At 68.4% G+C, this 26526-nt stretch carries 23 protein-coding genes and 1 tRNA gene; 10 read left to right on the top strand and 14 right to left on the bottom strand.

What is annotated here, in order from left to right:
- From ACUSIJ_RS03580 to ACUSIJ_RS03570, 3 genes are all read left to right on the top strand, one after another.
- Positions 1-967, top strand: a 967-nt coding sequence (locus ACUSIJ_RS03580; RefSeq protein ID WP_449306977.1) for a Bug family tripartite tricarboxylate transporter substrate binding protein, incomplete at its 5' end; no start/stop codon positions are given.
- Positions 968-1076: 109 nt separating this feature from the next.
- Entirely contained in the window at positions 1077-1526 is a 450-nt protein-coding gene (locus tag ACUSIJ_RS03575; RefSeq protein ID WP_449306976.1) for a tripartite tricarboxylate transporter TctB family protein, read from the top strand.
- A 4-nt stretch (positions 1527-1530) separates the two neighbouring features.
- Positions 1531-3048, top strand: coding sequence for a tripartite tricarboxylate transporter permease (locus ACUSIJ_RS03570; protein WP_449306975.1), 1518 nt, complete (start codon positions 1531-1533; stop codon positions 3046-3048).
- Between the two features lie 765 nt (positions 3049-3813).
- Here ACUSIJ_RS03570 and ACUSIJ_RS03565 read toward each other — a convergent pair.
- From ACUSIJ_RS03565 to ACUSIJ_RS03555, 3 genes are all read right to left on the bottom strand, one after another.
- Positions 3814-3898, bottom strand: a tRNA-Leu gene (locus tag ACUSIJ_RS03565).
- A gap of 141 nt (positions 3899-4039) precedes the next feature.
- A complete protein-coding gene (locus ACUSIJ_RS03560; RefSeq protein ID WP_449306974.1) occupies positions 4040-4480 on the bottom strand; it encodes a SufE family protein in 441 nt (146 codons plus the stop codon).
- A 311-nt stretch (positions 4481-4791) separates the two neighbouring features.
- Positions 4792-5754 carry an NAD(P)H-dependent flavin oxidoreductase gene (locus ACUSIJ_RS03555; RefSeq protein WP_449306973.1) on the bottom strand — a complete coding sequence of 321 codons (963 nt, stop codon included), beginning with the start codon at positions 5752-5754 and terminating at the stop codon, positions 4792-4794.
- A 277-nt stretch (positions 5755-6031) separates the two neighbouring features.
- Here ACUSIJ_RS03555 and ACUSIJ_RS03550 point away from each other — a divergent pair, with 277 nt between their 5' ends.
- From ACUSIJ_RS03550 to ACUSIJ_RS03520, 7 genes are all read left to right on the top strand, one after another.
- A complete protein-coding gene (locus ACUSIJ_RS03550) occupies positions 6032-6490 on the top strand; it encodes a MerR family transcriptional regulator (RefSeq protein WP_449306972.1) in 459 nt (152 codons plus the stop codon).
- A gap of 88 nt (positions 6491-6578) precedes the next feature.
- Entirely contained in the window at positions 6579-7715 is a 1137-nt protein-coding gene (locus tag ACUSIJ_RS03545) for a thiolase family protein (RefSeq protein ID WP_449306971.1), read from the top strand.
- Positions 7715-10054, top strand: a complete 2340-nt coding sequence (locus ACUSIJ_RS03540) for a 3-hydroxyacyl-CoA dehydrogenase NAD-binding domain-containing protein (protein WP_449306970.1) — start codon at positions 7715-7717, stop codon at positions 10052-10054. The genes ACUSIJ_RS03545 and ACUSIJ_RS03540 overlap by 1 nt, the downstream gene beginning before the upstream one ends.
- 69 nt (positions 10055-10123) lie before the next feature.
- Complete coding sequence (locus tag ACUSIJ_RS03535; RefSeq protein WP_449306969.1) at positions 10124-11914, top strand: acyl-CoA dehydrogenase C-terminal domain-containing protein; 1791 nt, start codon at positions 10124-10126, stop codon at positions 11912-11914.
- Positions 11915-11933: 19 nt separating this feature from the next.
- Positions 11934-12263, top strand: coding sequence for an SCP2 sterol-binding domain-containing protein (locus ACUSIJ_RS03530; protein ID WP_449306968.1), 330 nt, complete (start codon positions 11934-11936; stop codon positions 12261-12263).
- A gap of 125 nt (positions 12264-12388) precedes the next feature.
- Positions 12389-13681 carry an OmpP1/FadL family transporter gene (locus ACUSIJ_RS03525; protein ID WP_449306967.1) on the top strand — a complete coding sequence of 431 codons (1293 nt, stop codon included), beginning with the start codon at positions 12389-12391 and terminating at the stop codon, positions 13679-13681.
- Positions 13682-13850: 169 nt separating this feature from the next.
- Positions 13851-15503 carry an AMP-binding protein gene (locus ACUSIJ_RS03520; protein ID WP_449306966.1) on the top strand — a complete coding sequence of 551 codons (1653 nt, stop codon included), beginning with the start codon at positions 13851-13853 and terminating at the stop codon, positions 15501-15503.
- A gap of 146 nt (positions 15504-15649) precedes the next feature.
- On the opposite strand, the gene ACUSIJ_RS03515 is transcribed toward ACUSIJ_RS03520, so the two are convergent.
- The 11 genes from ACUSIJ_RS03515 to ACUSIJ_RS03465 form a co-directional block, all read right to left on the bottom strand.
- A complete protein-coding gene (locus ACUSIJ_RS03515; protein WP_449306965.1) occupies positions 15650-16300 on the bottom strand; it encodes a lysozyme in 651 nt (216 codons plus the stop codon).
- Positions 16301-16368: 68 nt separating this feature from the next.
- Positions 16369-16965, bottom strand: a complete 597-nt coding sequence (locus tag ACUSIJ_RS03510) for a hypothetical protein (RefSeq protein WP_449306964.1) — start codon at positions 16963-16965, stop codon at positions 16369-16371.
- A gap of 36 nt (positions 16966-17001) precedes the next feature.
- The gene (locus ACUSIJ_RS03505) at positions 17002-17772 is read right to left on the bottom strand and encodes a hypothetical protein (protein WP_449306963.1); all 771 of its coding nucleotides are present in this window, start codon (positions 17770-17772) and stop codon (positions 17002-17004) included.
- Positions 17773-17774: 2 nt separating this feature from the next.
- The gene (locus tag ACUSIJ_RS03500) at positions 17775-19013 is read right to left on the bottom strand and encodes a hypothetical protein (RefSeq protein WP_449306962.1); all 1239 of its coding nucleotides are present in this window, start codon (positions 19011-19013) and stop codon (positions 17775-17777) included.
- A complete protein-coding gene (locus ACUSIJ_RS03495) occupies positions 19006-19395 on the bottom strand; it encodes a hypothetical protein (protein WP_449306961.1) in 390 nt (129 codons plus the stop codon). Before ACUSIJ_RS03495 ends, ACUSIJ_RS03500 begins: the two co-directional genes overlap by 8 nt.
- An 11-nt stretch (positions 19396-19406) precedes the next feature.
- On the bottom strand, positions 19407-20381 hold the full coding sequence (locus ACUSIJ_RS03490) for a DUF2793 domain-containing protein (protein ID WP_449306960.1): 975 nt from the start codon (positions 20379-20381) through the stop codon (positions 19407-19409).
- A 41-nt stretch (positions 20382-20422) separates the two neighbouring features.
- Positions 20423-24280 (bottom strand): baseplate multidomain protein megatron, encoded by a 3858-nt coding sequence (locus tag ACUSIJ_RS03485; RefSeq protein WP_449306959.1) that lies wholly within the window; start codon positions 24278-24280, stop codon positions 20423-20425.
- 14 nt (positions 24281-24294) lie between these two features.
- Entirely contained in the window at positions 24295-24771 is a 477-nt protein-coding gene (locus tag ACUSIJ_RS03480; RefSeq protein WP_449306958.1) for a peptidase P60, read from the bottom strand.
- On the bottom strand, positions 24768-25649 hold the full coding sequence (locus ACUSIJ_RS03475; protein ID WP_449306957.1) for a DUF2163 domain-containing protein: 882 nt from the start codon (positions 25647-25649) through the stop codon (positions 24768-24770). The genes ACUSIJ_RS03480 and ACUSIJ_RS03475 overlap by 4 nt, the downstream gene beginning before the upstream one ends.
- Before the next feature lie 11 nt (positions 25650-25660).
- Positions 25661-26296: a phage distal tail protein, Rcc01695 family gene (locus ACUSIJ_RS03470; protein WP_449306956.1), complete on the bottom strand. Its 636-nt coding sequence runs from the start codon at positions 26294-26296 to the stop codon at positions 25661-25663.
- A gap of 8 nt (positions 26297-26304) precedes the next feature.
- On the bottom strand, positions 26305-26481 hold the full coding sequence (locus ACUSIJ_RS03465) for a phage tail assembly chaperone (protein WP_449306955.1): 177 nt from the start codon (positions 26479-26481) through the stop codon (positions 26305-26307).
- Between the last annotated feature and the right edge of the window lie 45 nt (positions 26482-26526).

Here is a 26526-nt window from a genome sequence, read left to right as displayed (position 1 = left end):
GGCAGTCACAGCCATAGGTCTGGGCCTGGCCGCCTGGACCGCGCCGGCCACGGCGCAGGCCGAATGGCCCGAGCGTCCCGTCGAAGTCATCGTCCCCTGGGCGGCGGGCGGTGGCTCGGACGCGCTGGCGAGGATCATCTTTGAACCGCTGGCCGCCCGGCTGGGTCAGCCTTTCCCGCTCGACTTCCGCCCCGGCGCGGTGGGGACGGTGGGGACGGCGGTCGTGGCGCTGAACGCTGCCCCGGATGGCCATACCCTGCTGTTCACCTCGGGCTCGCCGATCATCACCGCCAACTTCATGCAGGACATCCCCTACAAGCCGCAGGAGGACCTGATCCCGATCATCGAAACCCTCTACGGGCCGACGATGATGGTGGCGCATATCGATACCCCGTACAATACGTTCCAGGAATTCGTCGACTACGCCAAGGCGAACCCCGGAAAGGTCAATGTCGCCTTCAACGGGGTGGGCAGCAACACACATTCCATGGCTTCGGCCATTCAGTTCAAGACCGGCGCCGAGCTGAACCTCGTGCCTTATAGCGGGGTCTCGACCCAGTTGGCGGATCTGCTGAGCGGCACGGTCGATGTCGGCTTCGGCTACAGCGCCGGCTTCGTTCCGGGCGTCGAGTCGGGCCGTCTGAAGTTCATCGCCGCCATGTCGCCCGATCGCAATCCGGCCCTGCCGGATGTCGGAGCCTCGGAAGAGAGCGAGTACAAGGGCCTCTACCGGATCAACTGGTACGGCATTTTCGCGCGCAAGGGCACTCCGCCGGAGGTGATCACGAAGATCAATGCCGAGGTCCAGAAAACTCTGCGCGATCCGGCGGTTCGGGCGGCTATCGAGGCGCAGGGCTTCTTCGTCGTCGAGGATGGCACGCCCGAGCAGTTTGCGGCTACGATCGCGGAAGGCGTCGATCAGACCCGTGAACTGATCGAGAGCGGGTCGTTCCAGATCGGTGAATAAGAGCCAGGGACAATATTACCCACGAAACGAAGCGTGGCGGCCAAGCCACGCCGACCACTGTCTGGGGAAGGGAAGCCGTTACACTCTGGCAGAAACAGGAGGAAGGTATATGAAATCTCGGGACTACCAAGGGATTGTCGGGGGCGGAGTGCTGATGGCGCTGGGGTTGTTCGTCATCGCCTATTCGCTGTCGACATTGCGGCTCGGGACATTGCAGCGGCTGGGATCGGGAGGCTTTCCGACCGCTCTGGGTGTGATTTTGATCGTGTTCGGCATCATCATCCTGATCCCTGCCCTGCGCACGCCGGGGACGACGACACAGATCGCTCTCTTTCCCTTTCTCACGATCACCGCTTCGTTGCTGGTTTTCGCCGCCGTGCTGCGGAGCCTCGGACTGGTTCCCTCGGTGATCCTGATGACGGTGATCGCCGGCCTCCCCGACAAAAACCTGACCTTGGTGAAGTCGCTGATCCTGGGAATCTTCTTGGCTTCGGCCGCGGCGCTGATTTTCCCGATCGGGCTGGGTATCCGGATGCCGATCTTCGCTTGGAACTGGTGAGATCATGACCCCCTTGCTCGACAATATCGCGATTGGCATCAGCACCGCCTTTGCGCTGGAGAACATCCTCTACTGCCTGGTGGGAGTCACGCTCGGCACACTGGTCGGCGTCCTGCCGGGGATAGGCGCGGTGGCGACGATTTCGATGCTGTATCCTCTCACCTACCATATGGAGCCGGTCGGCGCGCTGGTGATGATCGCCGGGATCTACTACGGCGGCTCCTATGGCGGCTCCACCGCCTCGATCCTGCTCAATCTGCCCGGCGCGGCTTCGAGTGCCGTCACCTGTCTCGACGGCTATCCGATGGCCAAGCAGGGGCGCGCCGGCGTGGCGCTTTCCACGAGCGCCATCGCCTCGTTCATCGCCGGGTCGATCGGCATCGTCATCATGATGCTGTTTTCGCCCATCGTGGTAGAATTGGCGTTGAGCTTCAGCTCGGCCGAATATTTCGCAGTGATCCTGATGGGGATGGTCGCCGCGTCGATCATATCGGACAATTCGCCGGCGCGGTCGATGGCGATGATTGTTGTGGGCATCCTCACCGGGATGGTCGGCCTCGATCTCTATACCGGCTCGCCGCGCTTCACCTTCCAGTCCATCGAACTGATGGACGGCATCGGCTTGGGCGTGCTGGCGATGGGCCTGTTCGGCATCAGCGAGGTGATATCGAGCATGGGCAGCGAGGAAACGACGGCCAAGATCAACAAGGTCGGATTGCGGGCGATGGTGCCGACGCGCGACGACTTCCGCAGGTCCTGGCCGGCGGCGCTTCGCGGCACGGGTATCGGGTCGTTCATGGGCATTCTGCCGGGGGCGGGTGCGACGGTTGCCTCCTTCATGGCCTACGCAGTTGAAAAACGTGTGGCGAAGGAACCGTCCCGCTTCGGTAAGGGCGCGATCGAGGGCGTGGCCTCGCCCGAGGCGGCGAACAATGCCTGCGATCAGACCGCCTTCATCCCGACGATGACCTTGGGGATTCCGGGCAGTGCCACGATGGCGCTGATCCTGGGCGTGCTGATGATTCACAACATCACGCCAGGTCCGACCCTGATGACCCAGCGACCGGAGGTATTCTGGGGCCTGGTCATGAGTTTCTGGCTAGGCAACATCCTGCTGGTGATTCTGAATCTTCCGCTGATCGGCGTTTGGGTCCGCATCCTGTCGATACCCTACCATCTGCTCTATCCTGCGATCCTGATGTTCGTCGCCATCGGTGTGTTCTCGATCCATAACAACGTCTACGACATTGTTGCGGTCGCCGCGTTTGGTGCGATCGGTTATGGGATGCGGCTGCTCGACTTTCCCGCCGCGCCCTATCTGCTGGGCTTCGTGCTGGGGCCGATGATGGAGGAGCATTTCCGCCGAGCGATGATCCTGTCGAAAGGCAGCTTCGACATCTTCGTTACCCGCCCGATCAGCCTGGGATTCCTGATCGCCTCCCTGGCGCTGCTGGGCTGGAGCCTGTGGAGCGGCTGGAAAACATTGCGCCGCCAGCGTCAGGAGGCAGCCGAACCAGTCTGACATACTGACTCTTCTTTCACTGTTTCTGCGGGTGTGAAGAACGCGCCCAGTGCCACCCACGATCACCTTGCCAGTGATCGTGGGTGCGCTCTTATGCGCGGCGAGCACGTTGACCGCTCTTGGACCGCGAATGGAATCGTCAGGCCCTCCGGCTCCTCTTTGCCCTTGCTCTGGGTGACGGTTATCCGGGCATCAAGAGCAACCCGGCGCGAGACATGAAATACTTACGTCAGGAAGGCGATGGTCATCCCGCATGGACGATCGAGGAGGTATGGCGGTTTGAGGAACGCCACCCGATCGGGACAAGAGCCCGACTTGGGCTGGCGATCCTGCTGTACACGGGCCAGCGCCGGTCAGGGGGGTGTGACGTTCGGCCCCGCCATGGTCCATGATGGCTGGCTTTGCTTCACCTAATTCAAGAATCGCAACAAAACCCGGTCACGCTATCGCTGCCAGTGATTTCAGAACTGCAGCGAATCATCGATGCGCCCCCTGGAACAGGCGAGACATGGCTGACGCCCCAATTGGGGATGCCGTTCACGTCGAACGGATTCGGAAATTGGTTTCATGATCGATGCGTAGAGGCGAAGGTCCCCGGGCCGGACGTGCGGACTGCGCAAGGCAGCGGCATCCCGCCTCGCCGAACCGGGCTGCGCGGACCGGGAGATCATGGCGATTACCGATCACGGAACGACGCAAAAACAAAGCGCCCGCTGGACTTCAGGGGCGCTTCTGGACATCCTCGAACGTCTGCGAATATTAAAATGGTGCCCAGAAGAGGACTCGAACCTCCACGACTTGCGTCACTGGTACCTGAAACCAGCGCGTCTACCAATTCCGCCATCTGGGCTCGCCTGCGAGCGAGGCCGTCTGTTTACGAGGCCCCCGCGGCGCTGTCAATGGGGTTGAAGCAACCTTTTGGCAAGCGCCCGACGGTTGTGGATAAAGGTGCCGGAATCGTTGCCCCGCAACGGCTCGGGCTCAAGGCCCGTCAGCCGTCGACGACGGCGGCCAGCGCGTCCCGCGCATCGACCTTGATTCGGTTCACCATGGACCGCAGCCCGTTGGAGCGCTGGGGCGTCAGATGCGCCGCGAGGCCGAGCCGGTCGAATATCGGCAGGGCGTCGGTATCCAGGATCTCGGCCGCAGGCCGGCCGGAAAAGATCGCCAGGGCCAGCGCGATCAGGCCGCGCACGATATGGGCGTCGCTGTCGCCGTGGAACACCAGCACCGGAGCGTCCGGCGAATCGGCGACGACCGTCACGTCGAGCCACACCTGGCTCGCGCAGCCGCGCACCTTGTTGGCGTCGGTGCGCGCCTCCTCCGGCAGCGGTTCGAGCGTGCGCCCCAGCTCGATCAGGTAACGATACCTGTCGTCCCAATCGTCGAGGAAGGCGAAATTGTCGAGAATCTCCTCAAGAGTCGGTTGCATGAACTGAGCTCACCTTCCGGTATTATGATACGCCAATATTGCACACGGACATCGTCTGCCGCCTCAATATGGTGGCATTGCGGGCGGAGCGCAAACGCGTCCGCCCAAACGCGTCCGCCTTGGACGTTCATCGTGTTCACGCGCCGGATGTGGGCACTATAGCGCACATTACGTCAGGGCCGATGCGCTTTCCCGCACCTGCCGCCCCGCGCGATGGTGCGATCAGGCCGGCGCGAGCTAGAGCGGGTTGCATAGCAACCCGCTCCAATTTCTGTCGTTTTCCGCAGTTTGCGTTTAATTTGAGCATCAAATTAAACGCAAACTGCTTTGGCACGCTGCTCGTCGTATTCCCTTCTCAGGCGCTCCACCAGCCCCGCCACCGTGGGAATGTCCCTGATCGCGCCGATCCCCTGCCCGGCGCCCCAGATATCGCGCCACGCCCGCGGGCCGTCCTTCGCGGTCACGAGGTCGAGCGACTGTTTCGCCATCTGCGACAAGCCCTCCGGGTCGATGCCGGCGGCCGCGAGCGAGGGCTTGAGGTAGTTGCCCCACACGCCGGTGAACACATCCGTGTAGATGATGTCGGACGCGCCGCTCGCCACGATCATGTCCTTGTAGGCCTGCGACACCTGCGCCTCGCGCGTGGCGATGAAGGCGGAGCCGATATAGGCGAAGTCCGCGCCCATCGCCTCGGCCGCGAGCACGCCGCGCCCGGTCGCGATCGCCCCTGACAGGGCGAGCGGGCCATCCCACCAGGCGCGGATCTCCTCGACGAGCGCGAAGGGCGACCACGTGCCGGCATGGCCGCCCGCCCCGGCCGAAACCGCGATCAGGCCGTCCGCGCCCTTCTCGATCGCCTTGCGGGCGAACGTCGTGTGGATGACGTCGTGCAGCACCTTGCCGCCGTAGCCGTGGATGGCGGCGTTCACGTCCTCACGCGCGCCGAGCGAGGTGATCACCAGCGGCACGCGATGCCTGACGACGAGCGCCAGATCCTCCTCCAGCCGCGTGTTCGAACGGTGCACGATGAGATTGACGGCGAACGGCGCGGCGGGGCTTTCCGGGTGGGCGCGATCGTGCGCCCGTAGCGCGTCCGCGATCTCTCTCAGCCACGCGTCGAGCTGCTCGATCGGCCGGGCGTTCAGCGACGGAAAGCTCCCCACGACGCCGGATTTGCACTGGGCGATGACCAGCTCCGGACCCGACACCAGAAACATCGGCGCCGCGATCACCGGCAGCGCCAGCCGCCTCGAAACGAGAGACGATATGCTCATTTGACCGTTCCACTCCCCTGATATGCCGTTTTCCCACGGGCCGTCCGCCGGCCCACGTCCTGCACCGGCGAAGCATACCCCGAACACCCCGCCGTCGCCCTTGTTGACGCATCCGTGACTGATTGGTATTGCATGTGACGTATACGTCAAGTATGCCTTGTATAAGGAAAGCGTCAGCCACGAGGCCGTCAACGGCCCGGGCGGATCGGTGGCAAGGCCCGGTTCGCCTTTTCGGCGCAGGGGAGGAGAGGAACGATGAACGACCGGATTCGATATCATGAACTTTGCGGATGCCGCGTCGATCGCGCGAATCGAGGATGTGTCGGTGCCCGGGCAGACTGATCGGCTCTATTCGGTGACAGAGCTCGGCCAGGAGCTCGGCGTGACCCCGAGGACCCTGCGTTTCTACGAGGACCAGGGGCTCATCGCCCCGCGCCGGGCGGGCAACAACCGCATCTACACCCATCGCGATCGTGCGCGGATGATCCTGATCCTGCGCGGCAAGCGGCTTGGCTTTTCGCTGCGTGACATCAAGGAATATCTCGATCTCTACGACGCCGACCGCACCCAGCGCGAGCAGTTGCGCATGTTGCTGGAGCGGGTGAACACCCGCCGCCAGCAGCTCGAGGAGCAGCGTATCGCCCTGGACGAGGCGCTGGCCGAACTCGACGTGATCGAGCATCAGGCGCTTGAAGCTCTGGCGGTCGCGGAACAGCGCGACCGCATGGCCGGCTGAGCCGGCCGGCACGGCCGTCAACAGATAATCACAGATCGGCGGAGCATTCAGCCAGATGGTCCGCCCGTATTTCGGGAGAGTAACGTCAATGAAGAACGTCGTCATCACAGGCTTCGTCCGTTCGCCGTTCGGGCTTGCCCGCAAGGGGGATCTGGTGCGCGTGCGCCCCGACGACCTCGCGGCGCAGGTCGTGCGCGCGCTTGTCGAGCGCACGGGGGTCAAGACTTCCGACGTCGAGGATCTGATCATGGGCTGCGCCTTCCCCGAAGGCGAACAGGGGTTCAACATCGGGCGCGTGGTGGGGCTTCTCGCCGGCCTGCCGCTGTCGGTGGCGGGCATGACGGTGAACCGCTACTGCGGCTCCTCCATGCAGTCGATCCACATCGCCGCCGGCCAGATCCAGCTCGGCGCCGGCGAGGCGTTCATCGCGGCAGGGGTCGAGAGCATGTCGCGGGTGCCGATGATGGGCTTCAACCCGCTGCCCAACCCGGCCTTCAAGGAGACCTATCCGGGCGCTCTGCTCGGCATGGGCGACACGGCCGAGAACGTGGCGAAGCGTTGGGACATCACGCGCGAGGCGCAGGAGGCCTTCGCGCTGCGCAGCCAGCGTCTCACGGCCGCCGCCGTCGCCGGGGGGCGCTTCAAGGATGAGATCGTCGCCATCGAAACGGCCAAGGGCAAGGTGGCGCTCGACGGCTGCCCGCGTCCCGACACCACGGCCGAAGGGCTCGCCGGCCTCAAGCCCGCCTTCGACCAGAACGGCACGGTGACCGCCGGCACTTCCTCGCCGCTCACGGATGGCGCCGCCGCCGTGCTCGTCACCAGCGAGGAATATGCCAACCGCAACGGCCTCAAGCCGCTCGCCTATGTGCGCGCGGTGGCGGTGGCGGGCTGCGAGCCCGAGATCATGGGCATCGGCCCGGTCGCGGCGAGCCGCAAGGCGCTCCAGCGCGCCGGGCTCTCCATCAACGACATCGACATCGTGGAGCTGAACGAGGCCTTCGCGTCCCAGGCGCTCGCCTGCGTGCGGGAGCTCGGCATCCGCGAGGACACGCTCAACATCGACGGCGGCGCGATCGCGCTTGGCCATCCGCTCGGCGCCACGGGCGCGCGCATCACCGGCAAGGCCGCGAGCCTGCTCGTGCGCGAGGGCAAGCGCTATGCGCTCGCCACCCAGTGCATCGGCGGCGGCCAGGGCATCGCCACGGTTCTGGAGCGCGTGTGATGACGAACGGCAAAATCGACAAAGTCGCCGTCATCGGCGCGGGCGTCATGGGCGCCGGCATCGCTGCCCAGATCGCCAACGCGGGCGTGCCCGTGCTGCTGCTCGACATCGTGCCGCCGAATCTCGAACCGGGCGGCGACCGCAGCGCCATCGCCCGCGGTGCCATCGAGCGCCTGAAGAAGACCGATCCCGCCCCGCTCATGTCCGAGAGGGCAGCGAAGCTGATCGAGCCCGGCAACATCGACGACGATCTGCAGAAGATCGCCGATTGCGACTGGGTGATCGAGGCGGTCATCGAACGCCTCGACATCAAGCAGGCGCTCTATAAAAAAATCGACGCCGTGCGCCGGCCCGGCACCGCCGTGTCCTCCAACACCTCGACCATTCCGCTGGATCACCTTGTGGAGGGCGCGTCGGAAGCGTTCCGCAAAAACTTCCTGATCACGCACTTCTTCAACCCGCCGCGCTACATGCGGCTGCTGGAGGTGGTTGCGGGGAAGGAGACGGATGCGGCGCAGGTGGCGCGGGTGTCGCGCTTCGCCGACGAGAAGCTCGGCAAGAGCATCGTCGACTGCAAGGACAGCCCCGGCTTCATCGCCAACCGCCTCGGCGTCTACTGGATCCAGGCCGGCGTCGTCGAGGCCATCGACCTCGACCTCGCCATCGAGGACGCCGACGCCATCATGGGCCGGCCGTTCGGCATTCCGAAGACCGGCATCTTCGGGCTCGCGGATCTCGTCGGCATCGATCTCATGCCGCACATCAACGCGAGCCTCGCCGGGAGCCTGCCGAAGGACGACGCGTTCCACGCCCTCAACCGCGACCTGCCGCTGATCCGGCGCATGATCGAGGACGGCTACACCGGCCGCAAGGGCAAGGGCGGCTTCTACCGCCTCAACAAGACCGATGGCGGCCGCATCAAGGAGACGCTCGATCTGGCCTCGGGCGAGTACCGCACCTCGCGCAAGGCCGACACCGAGGCGCTGAAGGAAGCGGGACGCGACCTGCGGGCGCTGTTCGACACCCCCGGCCCCGTCGGCGAGTACGCATGGCGGGTGATGGGGCGCACGCTGGCCTATGCGGCGCGTCTGGTGCCGGAAGCGGCGGACGACATCGTCGCCATCGATGACGCCATGCGTCTCGGCTACAACTGGAAGGAAGGGCCGTTCGCGCTCATCGACAAGGTCGGCGCGGCGTGGCTCGTCGAGCGGCTGAAGGCGGAGGGCGCGAGCATCCCGCCGATCCTCGACAAGATCGGCGACCGGAAGTTCTACCGCGTCGAGAACGGCCGATTGCAGTTCTTCGGCCTCGACGGCGCCTATCACGACGTGGTGCGTCCCGAGGGCGTGATCCTGCTTGAGGACATCAAGCGCCGCTCGCAGCCGGTGCTCAGGACCTCTGCCGCGAGCCTGTGGGACATCGGCGACGGCGTGGTGTGCTTCGAGCTCACCACCAAGGGCAACTCGCTCGACGATCAGGTTCTCGACGCCCTCGACCGCACCATCAAGCTCGTCGCGAAGAGCTACAAGGCGCTCGTCGTCTACAACGAGGGCCGGCACTTCTCGGTCGGCGCCAACCTGGGGCTTGCGCTGTTCGCGGCCAATATCGCGGCGTGGGGCGAGATCGAGAAGCTCGTCGCCAACGGCCAGAAGGTGTTCGGTGCGTTGAAGCACGCGCCCTTCCCCGTGGTCAGTGCGCCGTCCGGCATGGCGCTCGGCGGCGGCTGCGAGCTGCTGCTGCATTCGGACGCCGTGCAGGCGCACGCCGAGACCTATGCCGGCCTCGTCGAATGCGGCGTCGGCCTCGTGCCGGCCTGGGGCGGCTGCAAGGAGATGCTGGCGCGCTGGTCGACCATCGGCAAGCTGCCGCACGGCCCCATGCCCGCGCCCGCCAAGGTGTTCGAGATGGTCTCGACCGCGACGGTCTCCAAGTCGGCCGCGCAGGCGCGCGACATGCTGATCCTGCGCGAGGGCGACCGCATCACCATGAACCGCGACCGGCTGCTCGCCGACGCCAAGGCGCGGGCGCTGGAACTCGTGGAAGGCTACGCGCCGCCCGAGCGCATCGACCTCACCCTCCCCGGCCCCTCGGGCAGGACGGCAATGGTCATGGCGGCGGAGAGCTTCCACAAGCGCGGCATCGCCACCGATCACGACCTCGTCGTGTCCTCGGGGCTGGCGGAAGTGCTGTCCGGCGGTGACGCCGACCCGACCGCGCCCTCGCCCGAGAAGGACGTGCTCAGGCAGGAGCGCGAGGTGTTCATGCGCCTTGCCCGCACGCCGGGCACGCTGGCGCGCATCGAGCACATGCTGCTGACCGGCAAGCCGCTCAGGAACTGATCGAACATCGGGAATAAGTAAAAGGCCTGCTGCCGCCACGGCGGCAGGCGCTTCATCCGGGAGGAGAAGATGCAGGTTTACAAGGCCCCCCTGCGGGACATGCGGTTCGTGCTCCACGAACTCCACGGCAGCCAGGAACTGGCCGCGCTCAAGGGTCAGGAGGAACTGTCCACCGACCTCATCGACGACGTGCTGGAGCAGGCGGCGAGCTTCACCGAAAGCGTGCTCGCGCCCCTCAACGCCAGCGGCGATCTTGAGGGCTGCCACTACGAGAACGGCGTCGTGCGCACGCCGGCGGGCTTCAAGGACGCCTATAACGCGTTCCGGGACAACGGCTGGGTGTCGGCGGCGAGCGATCCGGCCTACGGCGGCATGGGACTGCCGGCGAGCGTCTACAAGCTCGTCGAGGAGATGATCTGCTCGTCGAACCTGTCGTTCGGCCTCTATCCGGGCCTCACCCACGGCGCCTATCTGGCGATCAAGTCCCATGGTTCCGAGGCTCTGAAGGACACCTATCTGCCCAAGATGGTGAGCGGCGAGTGGAGCGGCACGATGTGCCTCACCGAGCCCCATTGCGGCACGGACCTCGGCCTTTTGCGCACCCGCGCCGTCCCGCAGGAGGACGGCAGCTACAGGCTCACCGGTTCGAAGATCTTCATCTCGGCCGGCGAGCATGATCTCACCGACAACATCATCCACCTCGTGCTGGCGAAGCTTCCCGATGCGCCCAGGGGCGTGAAGGGCATCAGCCTGTTCCTGGTGCCGAAATTCCTGCCGGACGGCAGCGGCAACCCCGGCCGGCGCAACGGCGTCTCCTGCGCCGGCATCGAGCACAAGATGGGCATCAAGGCTTCCTCCACCTGCCAGATCAACTTCGACGACGCCGTCGGCTGGCTCGTGGGCGAGCCGCACAAGGGCATGCGCGCCATGTTCACCATGATGAACAGCGAGCGCGTCTCGGTCGGCACCCAGGGGCTCGGCATCGCCGAGGCCGCCTATCAGGCTGCAGTCGCCTACGCCAGGGAGCGCCTGCAGGGCCGCTCGCTCGCCGGCACGAAGTACCCGGACAAGGCCGCCGATCCGATCATCGTCCATCCCGACGTGCGGCGCATGCTGATGACGGCGCGCGCCTACACCGAAGGCTGCCGGGCGCTGTGCGGCTGGGTGGCCCGCGCGCTCGACGAGCAGGACCTGTCGCCGGACGCGGACGCGCGCACCGCGGCGGAGGACCGCGTGGCGCTGATGACGCCGATCGTCAAGGCGCTGTTCACGGATCTCGGCTTCGAGGTCGCGAATCTCGCGGTGCAGGCCTACGGCGGCCACGGCTATATCCGCGAGCACGGCGTCGAGCAATATGTCCGCGACGCCCGCATCGCCCAGATCTACGAGGGCACCAACGGCATCCAGGCGCTCGATCTCGTCGGCCGCAAGATGGGGTCGAACATGGGCCGGCCGCTGCGCAGCTTCTTCCATCCCGTGCTCGCCTTCATCGACGCGCACATGGAGGACGAGGCGCTCGCCGACTACATCGGCCCGCTGGCCAAGTCCTTCGGCGTGCTGCAGCAGGCCACCGCCCATGTCGCGGCGAACGGCATGCGCGATCCGGAGGAGGCCGGGGCCGCCGCCACCGATTACCTGCGCCTCTTCGGCCTCGTCGCGCTCGGCTTCATGTGGGCCAGGATGGCGAAGATCGCGCTCGACAAGCGTGAAACCGCGGGCGGCGATGCCGCGTTCTATGAGGCCAAGCTCGTGACGGCCCGCTTCTTCATGGAGCGCCTGCTGCCCCAGACCGGCGCGCTGTGGGCCGCGATTCGCAGCGGCAAGGGCTCGACCATGGCGCTTGGCGAGGACCTGTTCTGAGAGACCGAAGGAGAACGGCATGGTGGCGACAGAAGACCTCATCGACGCGATTCGCGCGCGCGTCGGCAGCGTGGAGCGGATCGGCTACCGCATCGTGGTGGCGCTGACCGACAACGACGAAACCATCACCATCGCCGACGGCGATGGCGGCATCAGCGTCGAGGAGGGCGGGGAGGCAAGTGACGAGGACGCCGACACCACCGTCAGGCTCACCTCCGACAACCTGCAGAAGCTCATCGACGGCAAGCTCAACCCGCTGATCGCCTATTCCACCGGCCGCCTCAAGGTGGAGGGGTCGCAGGGGGTGGCCCTGAAGCTCGCTAGTCTCCTGCAGGGGCAGGAAGACTGAACGGTAAATAATTGAGAGAACAACATATTTTGTGACATATGTTGCCGTTTTTGCGCCGCATATGTCGTCAAGAAGAATGCGAAACGCCTGTGAGGCGTCGCGATAAATCGTACCGGGAGGATCCTATGACTATCCCCGTGCGGCTGGCAGGTGTGCTGGCCGCTACCCTTTCGTTTGCCTCAATGTCGTCCGTGGCCCACGCGGGATCCTTCGCGTTGCGCGAGCAGAGCGCGCGTGGCCTCGGCCTGTCGTTCGCAGGGGCGGCGGCAGGCTCCGCCGGCCTGTCGTCCGTCTTCTGGAACCCGGCGACGATCACGATGAACCCGGGTCTGACCTTCGAGAGCAGCCTGACGCTCGTCGTGCCGCAGTCGAAGCTCAAGCCCGACCTCGTCACGCTGCGCACCGTGGCAGGGGCCGGCGGCGTGCCGATCGGCTCCGGCAACATCAGCCAGGCGGGCGTCCTGCCGGCGAGTTCCGCCGCGTTGCAGATCAACGACCGCCTCTGGCTCGGCCTCACCACCAACACGCCCTACGGCTTCGTCACCAAGCCCAGCCAGAACTGGGCCGGGCAGATCTACGGCCGCACGTCGAAGGTGTTCTCCATCAACGCCACGCCCATGGTCGGCTACCGGGTGAACGACTGGCTGTCGCTGGGTGCGGGTCTGCAGGTGCAGTATCTCGACGTCACGCTGCGGCAGGCGTCGGGTGTCGCCTTCGGTGCTCCCAACGTCTCCCTGGAGGGCGACAACACCGGCGTGGGCTACACGCTCGGCGCCACGATCACCCCCTTCGAGGGCACCGAGATCGGCCTCGGCTTCCGGTCCTCCATCCATCACGAGCTCGACGGCTCGCTGCTGCCGCGCCCGGGCGTCTCGATCCCGGTGCGTGCCAAGGTGAACCTGCCGGAGGTGGTCACGCTCGGCGTCTCCCAGCGGATAGACGAACGCTGGAAGGTGCTGGCCGGCGTCGAGTGGACGAACTGGAGCCGCCTCAACCGCATCGCGGTCGTCAACCAGCTGACCGGCACGCCCGCGACCGCCCTCAAGTTCCAGTACGACGACGGCTGGTTCTTCACCCTCGGCGCGGAATACGCGGTCAACGAGCGGCTGACGCTGCGCGGCGGCCTCGGCTACGAGCTGTCGCCGATCTCGAACGCGGTGCGCAACGTGCGCATTCCCGATGCCGACCGCTTGTGGACGACCGTCGGCGCCTCCTATAAGTGGAATGACCGGCTCACCTTCGATGTCTCCTATGCCCATCTGTTCGTGAAGTCGGCGCCGGTGCGCATCGTCCCGGGCCACATCGACTACGTCGGCCTGCCGTTCGTGGCCGATCTCAAGCCCTCCGCCGACATCGTGTCGGTGGGCGTGCGCTACGCGTGGGACGATCCGAAGAAGCCCATCTCGATCTTCAAGTAGTCCCGCTCGAAGCAGTCCACCTGCCGGCGGCCCCGTCCGCCGGAACCCGTTCAGGAACAACGCCCGGCGGCGGCCGTCCCGCCGGGCCGTCTCGTCGCACAGATGCGGGAGAAGGCACGCAGGCAATCGTGCCCCCCGCCCTTCTTGGGGAAACGCCATGGGAAACGTGATGCAACCGATCTGGCAGGAGCACTATCCGTTCGGCACGCCGAGGACCATCGATCCGGACGTCTTCCCCTCCATACCGGCGATGTTCGCCGCCGCCGCCGACCGCAACCGCGACAGGAAGGCGCTGTCGAGCTTCGGAGCCTCGATGACGTTCGGGGAGCTCGACCGCCTGTCGCGGGATTTCGCCAGCTACCTGCAGAACGTGCTCAAGCTGCGCCCCGGCGTGCGGGTGGCGCTGATGATGCCCAATCTGCTGCAATATCCGGTGGCGCTGCTCGGCGTGCTGCGGGCGGGGCTCGTCGTCACCAACGTCAACCCGCTCTATACGGCGCGGGAGCTGAAATCCCAGCTCGTCGACAGCGGCGCGGAAGTCATCGTCGTCAGCAGCCTCGCGGCCGCGACGCTCGAGGAGGCGTTGCCGCAGACGCTCGTCAAGACCGTCATCGTCACCGATGTCGGCGACCTGCTGCCGCTGGCGAAGCGCTGGCTGATCGGCCTGGTGCTGAAGTTCCGCAAGGCCGTCCCGGCCTACAGCCTGCCCGCCGCCACGCCGTTCCGCGCAGCGCTCACCGAGGGCGCGCGCCATGCGTTCAGGCCCGTTGACGTGCTTGGCGAGGATCTGGCGTTCCTGCAATACACCGGCGGCACCACCGGGCGGGCGAAGGGCGCGATGCTGACCCACCGCAACCTCGTCGCCAATGTCGAGCAGGTGCGCGCGCTGGCCTGCCTCAGCGACGGCGGCACCGTCATCGTGCCGCTGCCGCTGTATCATATCTTCGCGCTGAACATGATCCTGCTGTTCATGTCCTATGGCATGACGTCGGTGCTGATCGCCAATCCGCGCGATATCAAGGGTTTCATCAAGACCATCGCCCGGCTGAAGTTCAAGGCGATCATGGGCATCAACACGCTCTACAACGCGATGCTGAGCCATCCGGATTTCGACAGGATCGACTTCAGCGAGATGAAATACGCCATCGCCGGCGGCGCCGCCATGCAGGAGGCGGTGGCGATCCGCTGGCAGGAGCGCACCGGCGTCCCCATCATCGAGGGATACGGCCTGACCGAAACCTCGCCCGTGGTGACGTTCAGCCCGCTTCTCGCCAGCCACCGTTTCGACGGCACCGTCGGCCTGCCCGTGCCGTCCGTGGAAATCAGCCTGCGCGACGACCTCGGCGAGGAGGTCGCCCCGGGCGAGCCGGGCGAGCTCTGGGTGCGCGGCCCCAATGTCATGCGCGGCTACTGGAACGCGCCCGAGGAAACCGACCGGGCGCTGACCCCGGACGGCTGGCTGAAGACCGGCGACGTGGCGCGGCTCACGCCCGAAGGGCGCGTCCAGCTCGTCGACCGCAAGAAGGACGTGATCCTCGTCTCCGGCTTCAACGTCTACCCGACGGAGATCGAGGAGGTCATCGCCTCGCATCCCGGCGTCTCCGAGGTCGCTGTGGTCGGCGTGCCGAGCCAGTCGAGCGGCGAGGCCGTGAAGGCCTTCATCGTGCGCAAGGACCCCGACGTCACGGAAGACGACATTGTGGGATATTGCCGGCAGCTGCTGACCGCCTACAAGACCCCGCGCATCATCGTCTTCCGCGACAGCCTGCCCAAGACGCCGGTCGGCAAGATCCTGCGCCGCGAGCTGCGGGCGGAAGGCTGAGCCGAAAGTGGCAGGTTTCGAGAACCGGAACGGAGTGGACGTCATGTCCATGAGACTCGATGTCCACGAGACTCGATGTCCATGAGACTCGGCAAGCGCAGAAGCCGGCCGTTTGCAGGCCCGCCTCACCCGGATATCGACATGCTCTAACGCGCCGCTTCCCTGCGGCCCGCGAGCCACAGCAACGCGCTCGCTCCGTATGAGAGCGCCAGCAGCCCGCCGAACAGCCATTGCAGCGGTCCGGGCGTGCTCGCGGCGGTCGCGATGGCCGAGACGAGGCCCGCGGTCGCGGCGGCGGCTTCGCCGGTGAAAAGCGTCTGCGGCAGCGGCGAGGCCGACACCGGCGCCGAGGCGACGAACGCGCCCGACGCCCACAGGCCCGCCTCGGCCGCGCGGCGGTTGACGAGCCCCTGCAGGCGCCGGCCCCCCGCGTGGACCCATCGCGCCAGTTGTTCCGGCACGGCGTCGTAGTCGCCGCCGTTGAGCCTCGCCGCGAGCGTCGAGCGCGCGAAAGCCGCCTCCCCCACGTTGAACGCGAACGACACCAGCGCGCCGAACTGGTTGTCGCTCAGCGGCACGGCGATGACGCGCTCGACCGCCTGCTCGAAGACCGCGAGGTCCTGGCGCAGCAGGCTCTCGGCCCGCGCCGCGGTGATCGTGTGGCCGGCGCGCGCGTCGGCGCCGGTGTGGCCGTAGCCGATGGTCCACGCCCCGGTGGCGTCCCGATAGGCGGCGAGCCGCAGGCCCTCCCACCGTTTGATGCGTTCGACGACATCGTCCGTCACCTTGCGAGTCATGATGTTCTCCGATCTGGACATAAAAAACGCCCTGGCGGGCGGCGGTTGCGGCTGGTTTGTGCGGGCTGTCAGGGCTGCGGCCAGTCGGGCGCCACGGCCCGCGCTGCCGCCTCGTTCCCGGCGGCCTCCACGGCCGCCTTGGCCGCGAGCCGCGCCGCCTCGATCCGGCTGCCGATGGCGAGCCACTGCGCGTGCGCACCGCTCACGACTGCGGCGACGTCCGCGAGCGTCGCGCCGGTGATGCCGACCTCCGCCGACAGCAGCGGATACGCGCCCGCGCCCGCGCTCTCGGCGTAGCGCAGCGCCTCAGCCGCCTTCGCCTGATAGGTCATCGCCTGTCCGGCGCCCGGCGTGATGTAGCGGGTGCGCTCCGCCTCGGCCGCCGCGTCGATCTGCGCTTTCAGCGCGCTCTTCAGCGCGGCGAGGTCGATCGGCTCGCTGGTGTAGATCCGCGTCACCGTCTCGCCGTCCCAGGCAAGGCTCCAGCCGGTGGCGCGATGCCCCGCCGGCACGGTCGTTTCCGCGATCGCATGCACGCCGATTGCCGCCAGCCGCTCGGCCGGCCACAGCCGCAGCACCGAGGCCGGATGCTGCACCCCGGCCGCGTCGGTGAACGCCCCGAACAGCTCGACAGGCTCGCCGTCCCGCATGATTGCATAAGCCATCTGTCCCATTCCTCCCTGCGCGATCTTCCAGACTGCCTATCCCGCGAAGCTGATGACGTCGTATATGTAGTTGCCCGCTCCCGATTCCCTCGCCGTCCATGTCACCCCGTCGGGACTGGTGTGGAGCGCGCCGGTCTGGCCGGAAGCGATGTACAGGCTGCCCGCAAGGTTGATGTTATGGATGTGGGTGCTCCATCCCGATGCCCGGGTGGTCCATGTCACACCGTCGGGACTGGTGAGGATCGTGCCGTAGTTGCCCCAGACGATGAACTGACTGCCGTCGAACATGACACCCCGGAAATTCAGGCCCGCCTCCATGGCTTGCGGGGTCCACGTCACACCGTCGGGGCTCGTGAGGATCGTGGAGCTGGAACCGGCCGCGACGAACAGTCCGTTGCCGAACGCGACACCATGCAGGGCCGCGAGCACCCCCGATGTCCGGATGGTCCACGTCACCCCGTCGGGACTGGTGAGGATCGTGCCGGTATCGCCGGTCACGATGAACTGGCCGGCGGCAAAGATGACACTCCGGAGAATACGGGTCGTCCCGACCCCGGAAGTGCGCGGGGTCCAGGTCTCGCTGTCGGGACTGGTGTGGATCGTGGCGGCGCCGCCCACGCCGACGAACAGTCCCTGGCCTTCGGCGAAGGCGTAAACATCACTGCCCCCCGCCGTGGCGTGCCGGGTCCAGGTCACGCCGTCGGGGCTGATGTAGACGGCGCCGGCCCGTCCGGCGCCGAGGAACGGGCCGCGTGCCGCGGGCGCTCTGCCCGCGAACCACAAAGGCCCGATGCCGATGAGGCCCATGGTCACGCTCCCTTCAGGAACGAGGCGCGGACGGTTCCCGCCGCCTCGACGTACCAGGCGACGATGTCGACGGCGTCCGCGGCCGTGGACAGCTCCGGCACGCCGCCCTGGAACTGCCAGTCGGTCGCGAACGACAGGGTGCGCGCGCCCGTGCCGTCCTGCTTGACGATGACGAGGCCGCTTCTGCCGGCGATCTGGTTCGCCGGCGCGGCGAGCGTGCGGTTGCCGCCGAGCGTGACGGCGAAGACGATGCCGAGCGCCATGTCGACGGCGATGGCGGGAGCATCGTCGAGCGCCACCGGCGCATGGGCGTCGAGGGTGTTCCTGACGCCGAGCACCTCCTCGGCGTCCGCCCCCGCCCGCACCGTGGCGACGGACGCGATATCGGGAACGGCGGGGATGTCGCCGGCGTCGGCCTTGCCGTCGAGCGCCTCGCCGAGCCCGTCGACCTCCGCGATTTCATGACTGTGCGCCGCCGGCGGGAAGGTCTCGGGCACGTTGTCGATATCGTCCCAGTCGACCGTTCCGCCACCGGGAATGGCGTCGACGGCCGCCTTGACGAAGGCCGTGGTGGCGATCTGGTCCGTATCCGTATCCGGATCGGCCGTGGGCGCGGTCGGCGCGCCGGTCAAGGCCGGCGAGGCGAGCGGCGCCTTGGCGTCGAGCGCCTCGTCGAGGCCGTCCACGTCCGCGATGGCATGCTCGTGCGCCGCCGGCGGAAAGGTCTCGGGCTTGCCGGTGACGCCGTTCCAGTCCGTCTCGATGGCGGCGATGGCATCGGCCACGAAGGCCGTGGTGGCGATCTGGTCCGTATCCGTATCCGGATCGGCCGTGGGCGCGGTCGGCGTACCGGTCAAGGCCGGCGAATCGAGCGGCGCCTTGGCGTCGAGCGCCTCGTCGAGGCCGTCGACGTCGGCAACGGCGTGTTCGTGCGCCGTCGGCGGGAAGGTCTCGGGCTTGTCCGTGACGCCTGTCCACGCCACCGCGTCCGCGACCCCGGCCGCATCGACCTTGCCGTCGTCGTCCGTATCGTAGACGGCCTTCGTCATGTCGCCGTCGGCCGCAAGCGGGCGGTTCTCCCACGCCTCGCCGTCGAAGACGATGATGTGGCCTGCCTCGACATCCTCGATGGCGACGGAATAGCCGCCGATGCCGCTGTTGCCGGTGCCGCCCGGTCCCTGCGGGCCGGGGATCAGCACTTCGACGATCGTGGCGCAGCCGTCGGAACCCGTGTCAGTCATCGCTGTGACCTCCTTCTTCGCTGATGAGGCCGATGCCGACGAGGAAGCCCGCCACGAGCGTGCGCCGCTCGCCGTCCTCCACCTCGCGCACGAGCCGATACGTGGCGATGCGCCCGTCCGGAATGCGCATCGTTTCCTCCGGCGTGGGCTGCCAGGTCACGGTCCCGGCGAGGCCCTCGACGGCGAGCCCGCCGTCGTCGGACCGGCGCATCAGCCCGCCGCCGGGCCAGTCGATGTCGAGCGTGACGGCGCTTTCCGACAGGTCGAGAATGCGCGTCACCCCGGTCTGCGACAGGGTGCGGAAGCGCAGGATGACGGCGGCGCTGTCGCCGCGCCGGATGGCAAGGTCGTGGCGCGGCGTGCGCCCGGCAGCACAGTTCATGGCGGTCCCTCTCAGTACCAGGCGTAGAAGACCTTGTCGGCGGCCGCGTCGTAGACGCAGTCGAACGTGTTCGCCGCGCCCGAGGCCGTGCGGAACGCCGGCGCGGCTCCGGACAGCGGCGCGAAGGCCGCGTTGAGCGTCAGCGTGATGGCGCCGGTGTTGACGATGCGCAGCAGGAAGCGCGCGCCGTCCGTGAGATTGGCCGGCCTGGCCACGGTCCGCGCGCCGCTCGACGACACGCGGAACTTGTCGCCCGCGACCGCGTCGATGCTGATCGTGGCCGCGTCCGTCAGCGTCACCCACGGGCGCGGCGCGACGCCCTGCGCGAACGTCACCCGCCCCGTGGCGCGCGCGATGCGCAGCGCCTCGCGCCACGTCGATCCGTTGGACGATACCTTGATCTGGAAATCGTCGTCGCCGACGAGGCCGGCTTCCGCGCGCCCCGACCAGCCGGTCTGGAACAGCAGGGAGAGCACGTTCGCCGCGCCCTCCTTGTTGAAGGTGTAGCGCAGGTCGCCGGTGCCGCCCTGCGCCGCCTCCTGGGCCGCCCACAGCGCCTTGCCGATCTTGGCCGAGAACGGATTGTCCGCATCCGCTTCCGTGCCGAGGCCGAACAGCGTGACGTTCTGCAACGTCCCGCCGCCGCCACCGCCGGCCGCGACCCAGCCGCCGGCCGCCTTCACGTAGAGCGCCGCCTCGTCGCGCACGTAGGCGCGCCAGCCGATCTGCGGCTCGAAGAACCGCCACACGCCGTCCTGCCACGCCGCGACGTGTCCGTCCTCGCCTGCCCAGTCGCCGGTCGCGCCGCTCGCCACGATGTAGCGGTCGCCATCGAGGGGGCCCGACGGCGGCGCGGCGAGATCCCGGTCGAGCACCTCGAGGTGCAGCAGGGCGTCGAGCCGCTGCAGCGCCTCGTTATGGGTGACGTGTTTCTGCGCCTGCGCCGCCGCCAGCAGCGGCAGCCGCAGTTTCGTCGTCTCGCTCATGATGATGTCCTTTCATGCCGGCGCCGAAGCGCCGCGCGGGGTCAACGAACCTTCAGGGTCGCCGTCGCCGGAAAGCCCCTGCCCACGATGGCGCTCATCTGGAACACGGACACCGTCAGCGACGTCCGCGCCGCGCCGAAGTCGGCGAGTTCCTGCGCCGTCGCGTAGAGCACTTCGGGTGTGGCGCTCGTGAGCGTGCGCTTCACCGTCCCGCCGTCGAGAACGTCGATCTCGTAGGCTTCGCGTTCCTCCGACAGCGGCACGTCCGCCAGCTCCCAGTTGTCGCCGCCCGTGCGGGTGCGGCGGATGAAGGAGAGCGTCACCCCCTCCGCCGCCCGCCGCGCCCGCAGGTGCACCGGCGCGAACGGCTTCAGCGCCTCGGCCGTCGCGGTAGCGGCGCGTTCCACGACCATCGGCCCGGCGTGGTCGCCCGATGCCGGGCCGATCCGGTAGGTCCACGGCCGGCCGATGTCGGCGACATCCGTCGTCAGCGGCACGAGCGCGCCGTCGAGCACCACGACCCTCGCCCCCGCCGCCACGGAACGCGCCGCCTCCGGCTCCGAGCCGCCGAGGCCGCGCAGCAGGTGCGACAGCCGCACGACCCCCTCCGCCACGAGGTCCGCCCGTCCCGCCGCCAGCATCTCCCAGCGCCCGTCCGCCCCCTCGACGGCGACGGCGTTGCCGCCGGCGAGGAGCGCCGCGTCGTCGATGCTGGTCAGGAGGCCGCCGCGCAGCCGCACGTCGACGCTGTTGCCCTCGTCGAAGCGCCAGATGGGCCCCGGCCCCAGATCGGTGAGCGTCACGCCGACGACGGCACGCAGGTCCGCGACCGCATGCAGCGGGAAGCTCGCGCCGGCGTCCGACCGCCACACCGCCTCGCGCATCGGCCACGGATCGGCGAACACCGCCATGGCCTGCAATACCGGCGGCGAGCCGGCGGCGATCGGCAGATCGAGCACCGTCACCATCGGCGGTCCGGGCAGCGCCGGCACGCTCGCCGGCGGGCGTGGCAGGCTCGGCACCGCATCCCGCTGCAGCGAGGGCGCGACGGCGAAGGCCTCCACCTGCCGCACCGCGCCGTCGGTGATGCGCGAGACCCGGAACGGCCGCGTCCCGCCATCGACCGGCAGCGCGATGACGTCGCCGGGTTCGAGCCCCGCATGGCGCGGCGACAGCGCGAAACTGGCGCTCTCGCGGCCCACCCACACGGCCTGCAGGCCGATCTCGGCGAGGTGCTGCGCCAGCCCCGGCCGCAGCACGGCGGCGAGGTCGCGCCCTTCCGAACGCCTGCTCCCGACAGCGAGCCGGCGCGACAGCGCCGCCGAGCGGCGATAGTCGCGGTCGCCGTCGGTGTAGCCGAGCCTCAGCTCGGACGGCAGGTCGGTCTCCTGCGCCCGGCGCAGGGTGATGCCGGCGCCGTCCCGGTCGGGCACGATCTCGTCCGCCGTCACCGCGATCACCGCCGGTCCGGCGTTGTGACGCAAGCGCGCGAGGCCGCCGCTCGCCACCGCATGAAAGGCGAACGCGTCCGCCAGCGGCTCCAGCACCGCACGCGCCGACATCGGCCGGTCGACGACATAGCCGTCGAGCTCGCCGTCGAGCGCGACATCCGCGCCGGGAAGCCCCCAGTCGGCGATCACCGCCTCCACGAGCGCCTGCAAGGTCAGCCCGTCGAGGCGGCCGGTGAGCCAATGCCCGGTCTCCCAGTTGCCGCCGTCGCGCCACACGTCGGTGAGCGCCGGGAACGCCGGATAGGGCCGCGCGTCCCATGTCCAGACATAGAGCCTGTCCGCGTCCACCATCGGCAGCCCGTCGAAGGGCGAGGCCGGATTGGCCGCCGTCACGCCCGACCCATAGGCGTTGATGAGCGCCTGCAGGCCCCGGTTCTGGATGAGGTCGTCGCGCGTGCCGCGCGAGAACGGCGGATAGGCCGATTCCGATGATTTCGGATCGGGAAACACGTTCGGCCCGTTCGTGCCGCGATCGACCGCCGGAATGCCGATCTCGGTCAGCCAGACGTGTTTCCCGCCCGGCACCCAGTCCGTCGCGCCCACCTCGACGCCGCCCATGCGCTCGACATGGGCGTTGCCCCACCAGCCGGCGAGGTCCTTCTGGCGGAACATCCACGGCTTGCCATAGGCCCCGTCGGTGATCGGCGCGCGCGCCTGCGCCATGCGCGCCGCCATGTCCGGGTAGTGCCAGTCGAAGCCCTCGCCCGCCGTCACCCGCCGCGTCAGGTAATCGAGGTCGTGCACGGAGCCCGCCTCCTGCGCGTCGACATGACTGTCGCCGTCGCGCCAGTCGGACAGCGGCGCGTAGAAGTCGATGCCGACCGCATCGATAGCCGCATCCGCCCATAGCGGATCGAGCGGGAAGCGCACCTCCGCCCCGCCGTCGAGCACATGCGCGCCGTATTCCGTCCAGTCGGCCGCGTAGGTGATACGCGTATCGCCGCCGACGATGCCGCGCACCTCTCCCGCCAGCGCGCGGAACTCCGCGACCGCCGGATAGGCCCCCGGCGCGGAGCGCACGCGCGTCAGCCCGACCATCTCGGAACCGATGACGAACGCGTCCACCCCGCCCGCTGCAACGGCGAGCTGCGCATAGTGGCGCACCAGCCGGCGCAGCCCCCATCCGTCCGCGGTTCCGAACAGGCCCGCCACCTGCGCCGCCGCCACCGTCGTTCCGTCGACGGTATCCGGCCGGCCGGGCGCGGGATCGCAGGTGATGCGCCCGCGCCAGGGATAGGGCGGCTGCCCGGCCTCGCCCGTGCGCGGATCGGGCAGCGTATTGCCGGCCGGCACGTCCATCATCACGAAGGGGTAGAGCATCACCTGCCAGCCGCGCCGCTTCGCCTCGCCGATCAGCGCCACCACCGACGCGTCGGAGGGCGTGCCGCCATAGGCGGGCGCGCCGTCGACGCGGCTCACCTCCCGCGCCTCGGCGCGCGACAATCCGGCCGCCGACCAGATGCCGCCCGTCGTCTCCTTGACATTGTATTCGACGCGCGGCGCGATGGTGCACCGGCCGGCGCGCAGGTCGTCGCCGAACCAGCTCGCGACGATCGACACCCGTTCCAGGTTGGGGCAGACGGCCGCGAGCGCGTCGAGCGAGGCGAGCACGTCCGAGGCCGCCCCCTGCTGGTGGACGTTCTCCATCACCGACACGCCGGGCCCCACCACCCGCACCACGGGCGCGGTGTCGTAGGCGAATTCCGACGCGCCGGGGATAATCTGCATCGCCCGGATGCGGCTGCCTAGCCCGTTCAGCGGCCGCACCGCCTCGAAGGAGAACTGCGGCACCCGGTTGCCGAATTCGGCGAGCGGCAGGCGCTCGAACACCACATAGGCGATGCCGCGATAGGCGGGCGCGTAGTCCGCGCCTTCCTTGGCGATGATCAGCGGGTCCGGCGACTGGTCCTCGCCGCCGGTATGGACGCGGTACGCGATGGCGGGATCGAGCTCCTTGCCATCGGCCCAGATGCGGCGCACCTGTCCGATCGGCCCCTCGCACAGGCCGACTGCGAGATTGGCGTAATAGCTGTACGTGGTGGTGACTGTCGTCTGTGTGCGGCCGCCGCCCTTGCCGCCGCGCGCGGGCGTGCGGGTGGTGTCGTGCTCCACCACCTCCTCGAAGCGCGTCGCCCAGATGAGCTGGCCGCCGATGCGCGCCCGGCCGTAGACGCGCGGCACCGGCGCGCCTTCCGTCGAGGCAAGCCCGTCCATGTCGGCGAGCCTCGGCCCCTCGCGATATTGCGTCCCGCCGCCCGAAGCGAACAGCGTACTGTCGATCATCGCGCCCGCGAGCCCGCCGATGGCGCGCCCGGCGATGGCGCCGACAGGCCCGCCGATCAGCCCGCCCACGGCGGCGCCCGCCACCTGAAGCACCAGAGTAGCCATCGGGCATCATCCTCTCAATTGTCGACAACACCGGGAAACGAGAACGCGTAGGCCAGATGGCGCCGCCACCATGCCGACAGCGGCACCTCGCACACGCATCCGCCGTCGTGCGCATGCACCATCGAGCAAACATCGCCATCCGCCGCCCCCTCGCCCGCGGCGATGGCGACATGCTTCGCCGGCACATGCGCCCGCCAGCGGAACAGCAGCATGTCGCCGGCCCGGATCGCCTCGATCGTGACGGGCGCGAGATGGCGCAGCGCCGCGTCCCGCAGCGCCTCGACGCCGCCCGCCTCCGCCCAGTCGGGGCTGTAGGGCGGCGGCATCTCGGGCGGCAGGCCGTAGAGCGCGCGCCACACGCCGCGCACCAGCCCGAGGCAGTCGCAGCCAACCCCCTTCAGCATCGCCTGATGGATGTAGGGCGTGCCGATCCAGCCGCGCGCTTCCGCAACGATCCGCGCGCGGGTGAGACTTTCCTTTGGGGTGATCATCTGAACAGGCTCCCGCCGTCGAGCCCCGGCTCGCCTTGCAACGGATAGCGGATGACGAAGTCGTTGCCCGGCATGTGCGGAAAGCCGCGGAAATTCACCACGTTGGCGAACTTCTCCCGGCAGGTGGCGACGCTCTTGTCGCACCCGGCCGTGACGCTGAACCCATCGCCCACGGCGATGGGCCGCGCCGCCGGCACCCACAGTTGCAGCGCCGCTCCCGCGTGCGCCTTCACCTCGATGGTCGTCCCCGCGTTCCCGCCGCTCGTGAAGCGCAGCCCGCCGCCCGTGAACCACCCCTCGGCGAAGCCCGCGAGCACGGCGCTGGCGAACCCGAGCCGCCCGTCCGTCGTCTCCACCGCGCCCTCGGCGTGAAGGTGCGGCGCGTCGAGCGCCACCTTGCAACGGCTGTCGCCGAGGGTCGCCGAGCAATCCGCCCGGTAGACCTGCCCGCGTTCCTCGTCGTAGCGGTGCATCAGCCCGCGCAGCTCCGCCGTGAAGGCATGCTCGGTGCGCCGGATCTCGCCGATCGACGCCACGTCGAGCAGCACCCGCTCCGCGACGTCGCCCCAGTTGACGAGCCACGTCTCGACGGTGGCATCGTCGTATTTCCCGGCGGCGAGGTCCGCTTCCGTAATGCTGGCGGCGGCAAGCACGCCCGCCACGTCCCCGCCGCCCACCGCGAATCCGAGTTCGGCCGCGGCCTCCGCCGCCTCCAGCCCCGAGCGGGCGCGGAAGGTGACGCCGGCGAAGGCGAGGTCAATATCATGATCGGTGAAGCCGGCGACGGTGCCGTCGCGGCGCAGCAGCTTCCAGCAGCGGGCGAGCGTCGTGACGCCCTCGGCCAGATGGCCGGCGAGATTTTGCGGCAGAGCGCGCATGAAAAATCTCCTCAATTGATGATTTCGACGAGCGGAACGGTCGGGATCGCGCCGGCGGCGAAGGCGGCGAGATCGATGTCGAGCGCGTCGGTATCGAAGCGCACCGGCACGTCGAACAGGAAGCCGGCGCTCACGTCCGCCCCCGGCGCCGGCGCGTCCGCGAGCGTCACGCGCCCGGTGCCGGCATCGACGCTCACCGCCTCGGGCGGCAGCAGCGTGCCGGCGACGGCCACCAGCAGCGATCCCGCCACCGGCTTGACGATCCTGCGCTCATAGGGCGAGAAGCCGTCGCCGTAGCGCTTGACGAGCTGGAACGTGCGCGCCGCGCCGTCGCCCGCCCCGAGCCACTGGTCGCCGGCGGCGGGCGCCTGCTGCGGCGCGCACGAGCGCCCGTCGAGCCGGTCGTGCCAGCGGAAGCCGTGGAGCCTCCCCCGCCGCTCCTCGAAGAACGCCAGCACGGCGTGCAGCGCATCGAGCGTCTTGATGCCGTATCCGGCGTTGTAGCGCCGCCGCGACCGCGACCAGCGCGCGTTGCGGTGTTCCGCGCCGGAGCCGAGCGTCACGACATCCGTGCGCCATTCCGGCCCGCCCGTGGCGCCGAGCGCGACATCGAGCGGAAAGCGCACCTCATGGAAACCTGCGGGCATGGTCCGCCTCATTCATCAGCTTGAAAATCATCGGGAAAGGCGCGCATCAGCGCCGCGAGCCCTTGCGCGCCGAGCGCCTCCTGGGGTGCGCCGTAGACGGCGAGCGCGGCGGCCGCGAGTTCGCGCGCCGTCATGGCCCAGAACTGGCGCGACGACAGCCGTAGAACGCCGAAGCCGAGCCGCATCGCCTCATCCCACGGGAAGGGCCGCGCCGTCGCCTCCGCGCGCGT

This window comes from Pseudochelatococcus sp. B33, from assembly GCF_053570585.1.
This window is presented reverse-complemented; position numbering and strand designations above follow the sequence as displayed.

What these genes read in the sequence shown, in the direction of transcription:
- ACUSIJ_RS03575 (WP_449306976.1), top strand. Translation starts at nt 1,077, where the DNA reads ATGAAATCTCGGGACTACCAAGGGATTGTCGGGGGCGGAGTGCTGATG.
- ACUSIJ_RS03570 (WP_449306975.1), top strand. Translation starts at nt 1,531, where the DNA reads ATGACCCCCTTGCTCGACAATATCGCGATTGGCATCAGCACCGCCTTT.
- ACUSIJ_RS03560 (WP_449306974.1), bottom strand. Translation starts at nt 4,480, where the DNA reads ATGCAACCGACTCTTGAGGAGATTCTCGACAATTTCGCCTTCCTCGAC.
- ACUSIJ_RS03555 (WP_449306973.1), bottom strand. Translation starts at nt 5,754, where the DNA reads ATGAGCATATCGTCTCTCGTTTCGAGGCGGCTGGCGCTGCCGGTGATC.
- ACUSIJ_RS03550 (WP_449306972.1), top strand. Translation starts at nt 6,032, where the DNA reads ATGAACTTTGCGGATGCCGCGTCGATCGCGCGAATCGAGGATGTGTCG.
- ACUSIJ_RS03545 (WP_449306971.1), top strand. Translation starts at nt 6,579, where the DNA reads ATGAAGAACGTCGTCATCACAGGCTTCGTCCGTTCGCCGTTCGGGCTT.
- ACUSIJ_RS03540 (WP_449306970.1), top strand. Translation starts at nt 7,715, where the DNA reads ATGACGAACGGCAAAATCGACAAAGTCGCCGTCATCGGCGCGGGCGTC.
- ACUSIJ_RS03535 (WP_449306969.1), top strand. Translation starts at nt 10,124, where the DNA reads ATGCAGGTTTACAAGGCCCCCCTGCGGGACATGCGGTTCGTGCTCCAC.
- ACUSIJ_RS03530 (WP_449306968.1), top strand. Translation starts at nt 11,934, where the DNA reads ATGGTGGCGACAGAAGACCTCATCGACGCGATTCGCGCGCGCGTCGGC.
- ACUSIJ_RS03525 (WP_449306967.1), top strand. Translation starts at nt 12,389, where the DNA reads ATGACTATCCCCGTGCGGCTGGCAGGTGTGCTGGCCGCTACCCTTTCG.
- ACUSIJ_RS03520 (WP_449306966.1), top strand. Translation starts at nt 13,851, where the DNA reads ATGCAACCGATCTGGCAGGAGCACTATCCGTTCGGCACGCCGAGGACC.
- ACUSIJ_RS03515 (WP_449306965.1), bottom strand. Translation starts at nt 16,300, where the DNA reads ATGACTCGCAAGGTGACGGACGATGTCGTCGAACGCATCAAACGGTGG.
- ACUSIJ_RS03510 (WP_449306964.1), bottom strand. Translation starts at nt 16,965, where the DNA reads ATGGCTTATGCAATCATGCGGGACGGCGAGCCTGTCGAGCTGTTCGGG.
- ACUSIJ_RS03505 (WP_449306963.1), bottom strand. Translation starts at nt 17,772, where the DNA reads ATGGGCCTCATCGGCATCGGGCCTTTGTGGTTCGCGGGCAGAGCGCCC.
- ACUSIJ_RS03500 (WP_449306962.1), bottom strand. Translation starts at nt 19,013, where the DNA reads ATGACTGACACGGGTTCCGACGGCTGCGCCACGATCGTCGAAGTGCTG.
- ACUSIJ_RS03495 (WP_449306961.1), bottom strand. Translation starts at nt 19,395, where the DNA reads ATGAACTGTGCTGCCGGGCGCACGCCGCGCCACGACCTTGCCATCCGG.
- ACUSIJ_RS03490 (WP_449306960.1), bottom strand. Translation starts at nt 20,381, where the DNA reads ATGAGCGAGACGACGAAACTGCGGCTGCCGCTGCTGGCGGCGGCGCAG.
- ACUSIJ_RS03485 (WP_449306959.1), bottom strand. Translation starts at nt 24,280, where the DNA reads ATGGCTACTCTGGTGCTTCAGGTGGCGGGCGCCGCCGTGGGCGGGCTG.
- ACUSIJ_RS03480 (WP_449306958.1), bottom strand. Translation starts at nt 24,771, where the DNA reads ATGATCACCCCAAAGGAAAGTCTCACCCGCGCGCGGATCGTTGCGGAA.
- ACUSIJ_RS03475 (WP_449306957.1), bottom strand. Translation starts at nt 25,649, where the DNA reads ATGCGCGCTCTGCCGCAAAATCTCGCCGGCCATCTGGCCGAGGGCGTC.
- ACUSIJ_RS03470 (WP_449306956.1), bottom strand. Translation starts at nt 26,296, where the DNA reads ATGCCCGCAGGTTTCCATGAGGTGCGCTTTCCGCTCGATGTCGCGCTC.
- ACUSIJ_RS03465 (WP_449306955.1), bottom strand. Translation starts at nt 26,481, where the DNA reads ATGCGGCTCGGCTTCGGCGTTCTACGGCTGTCGTCGCGCCAGTTCTGG.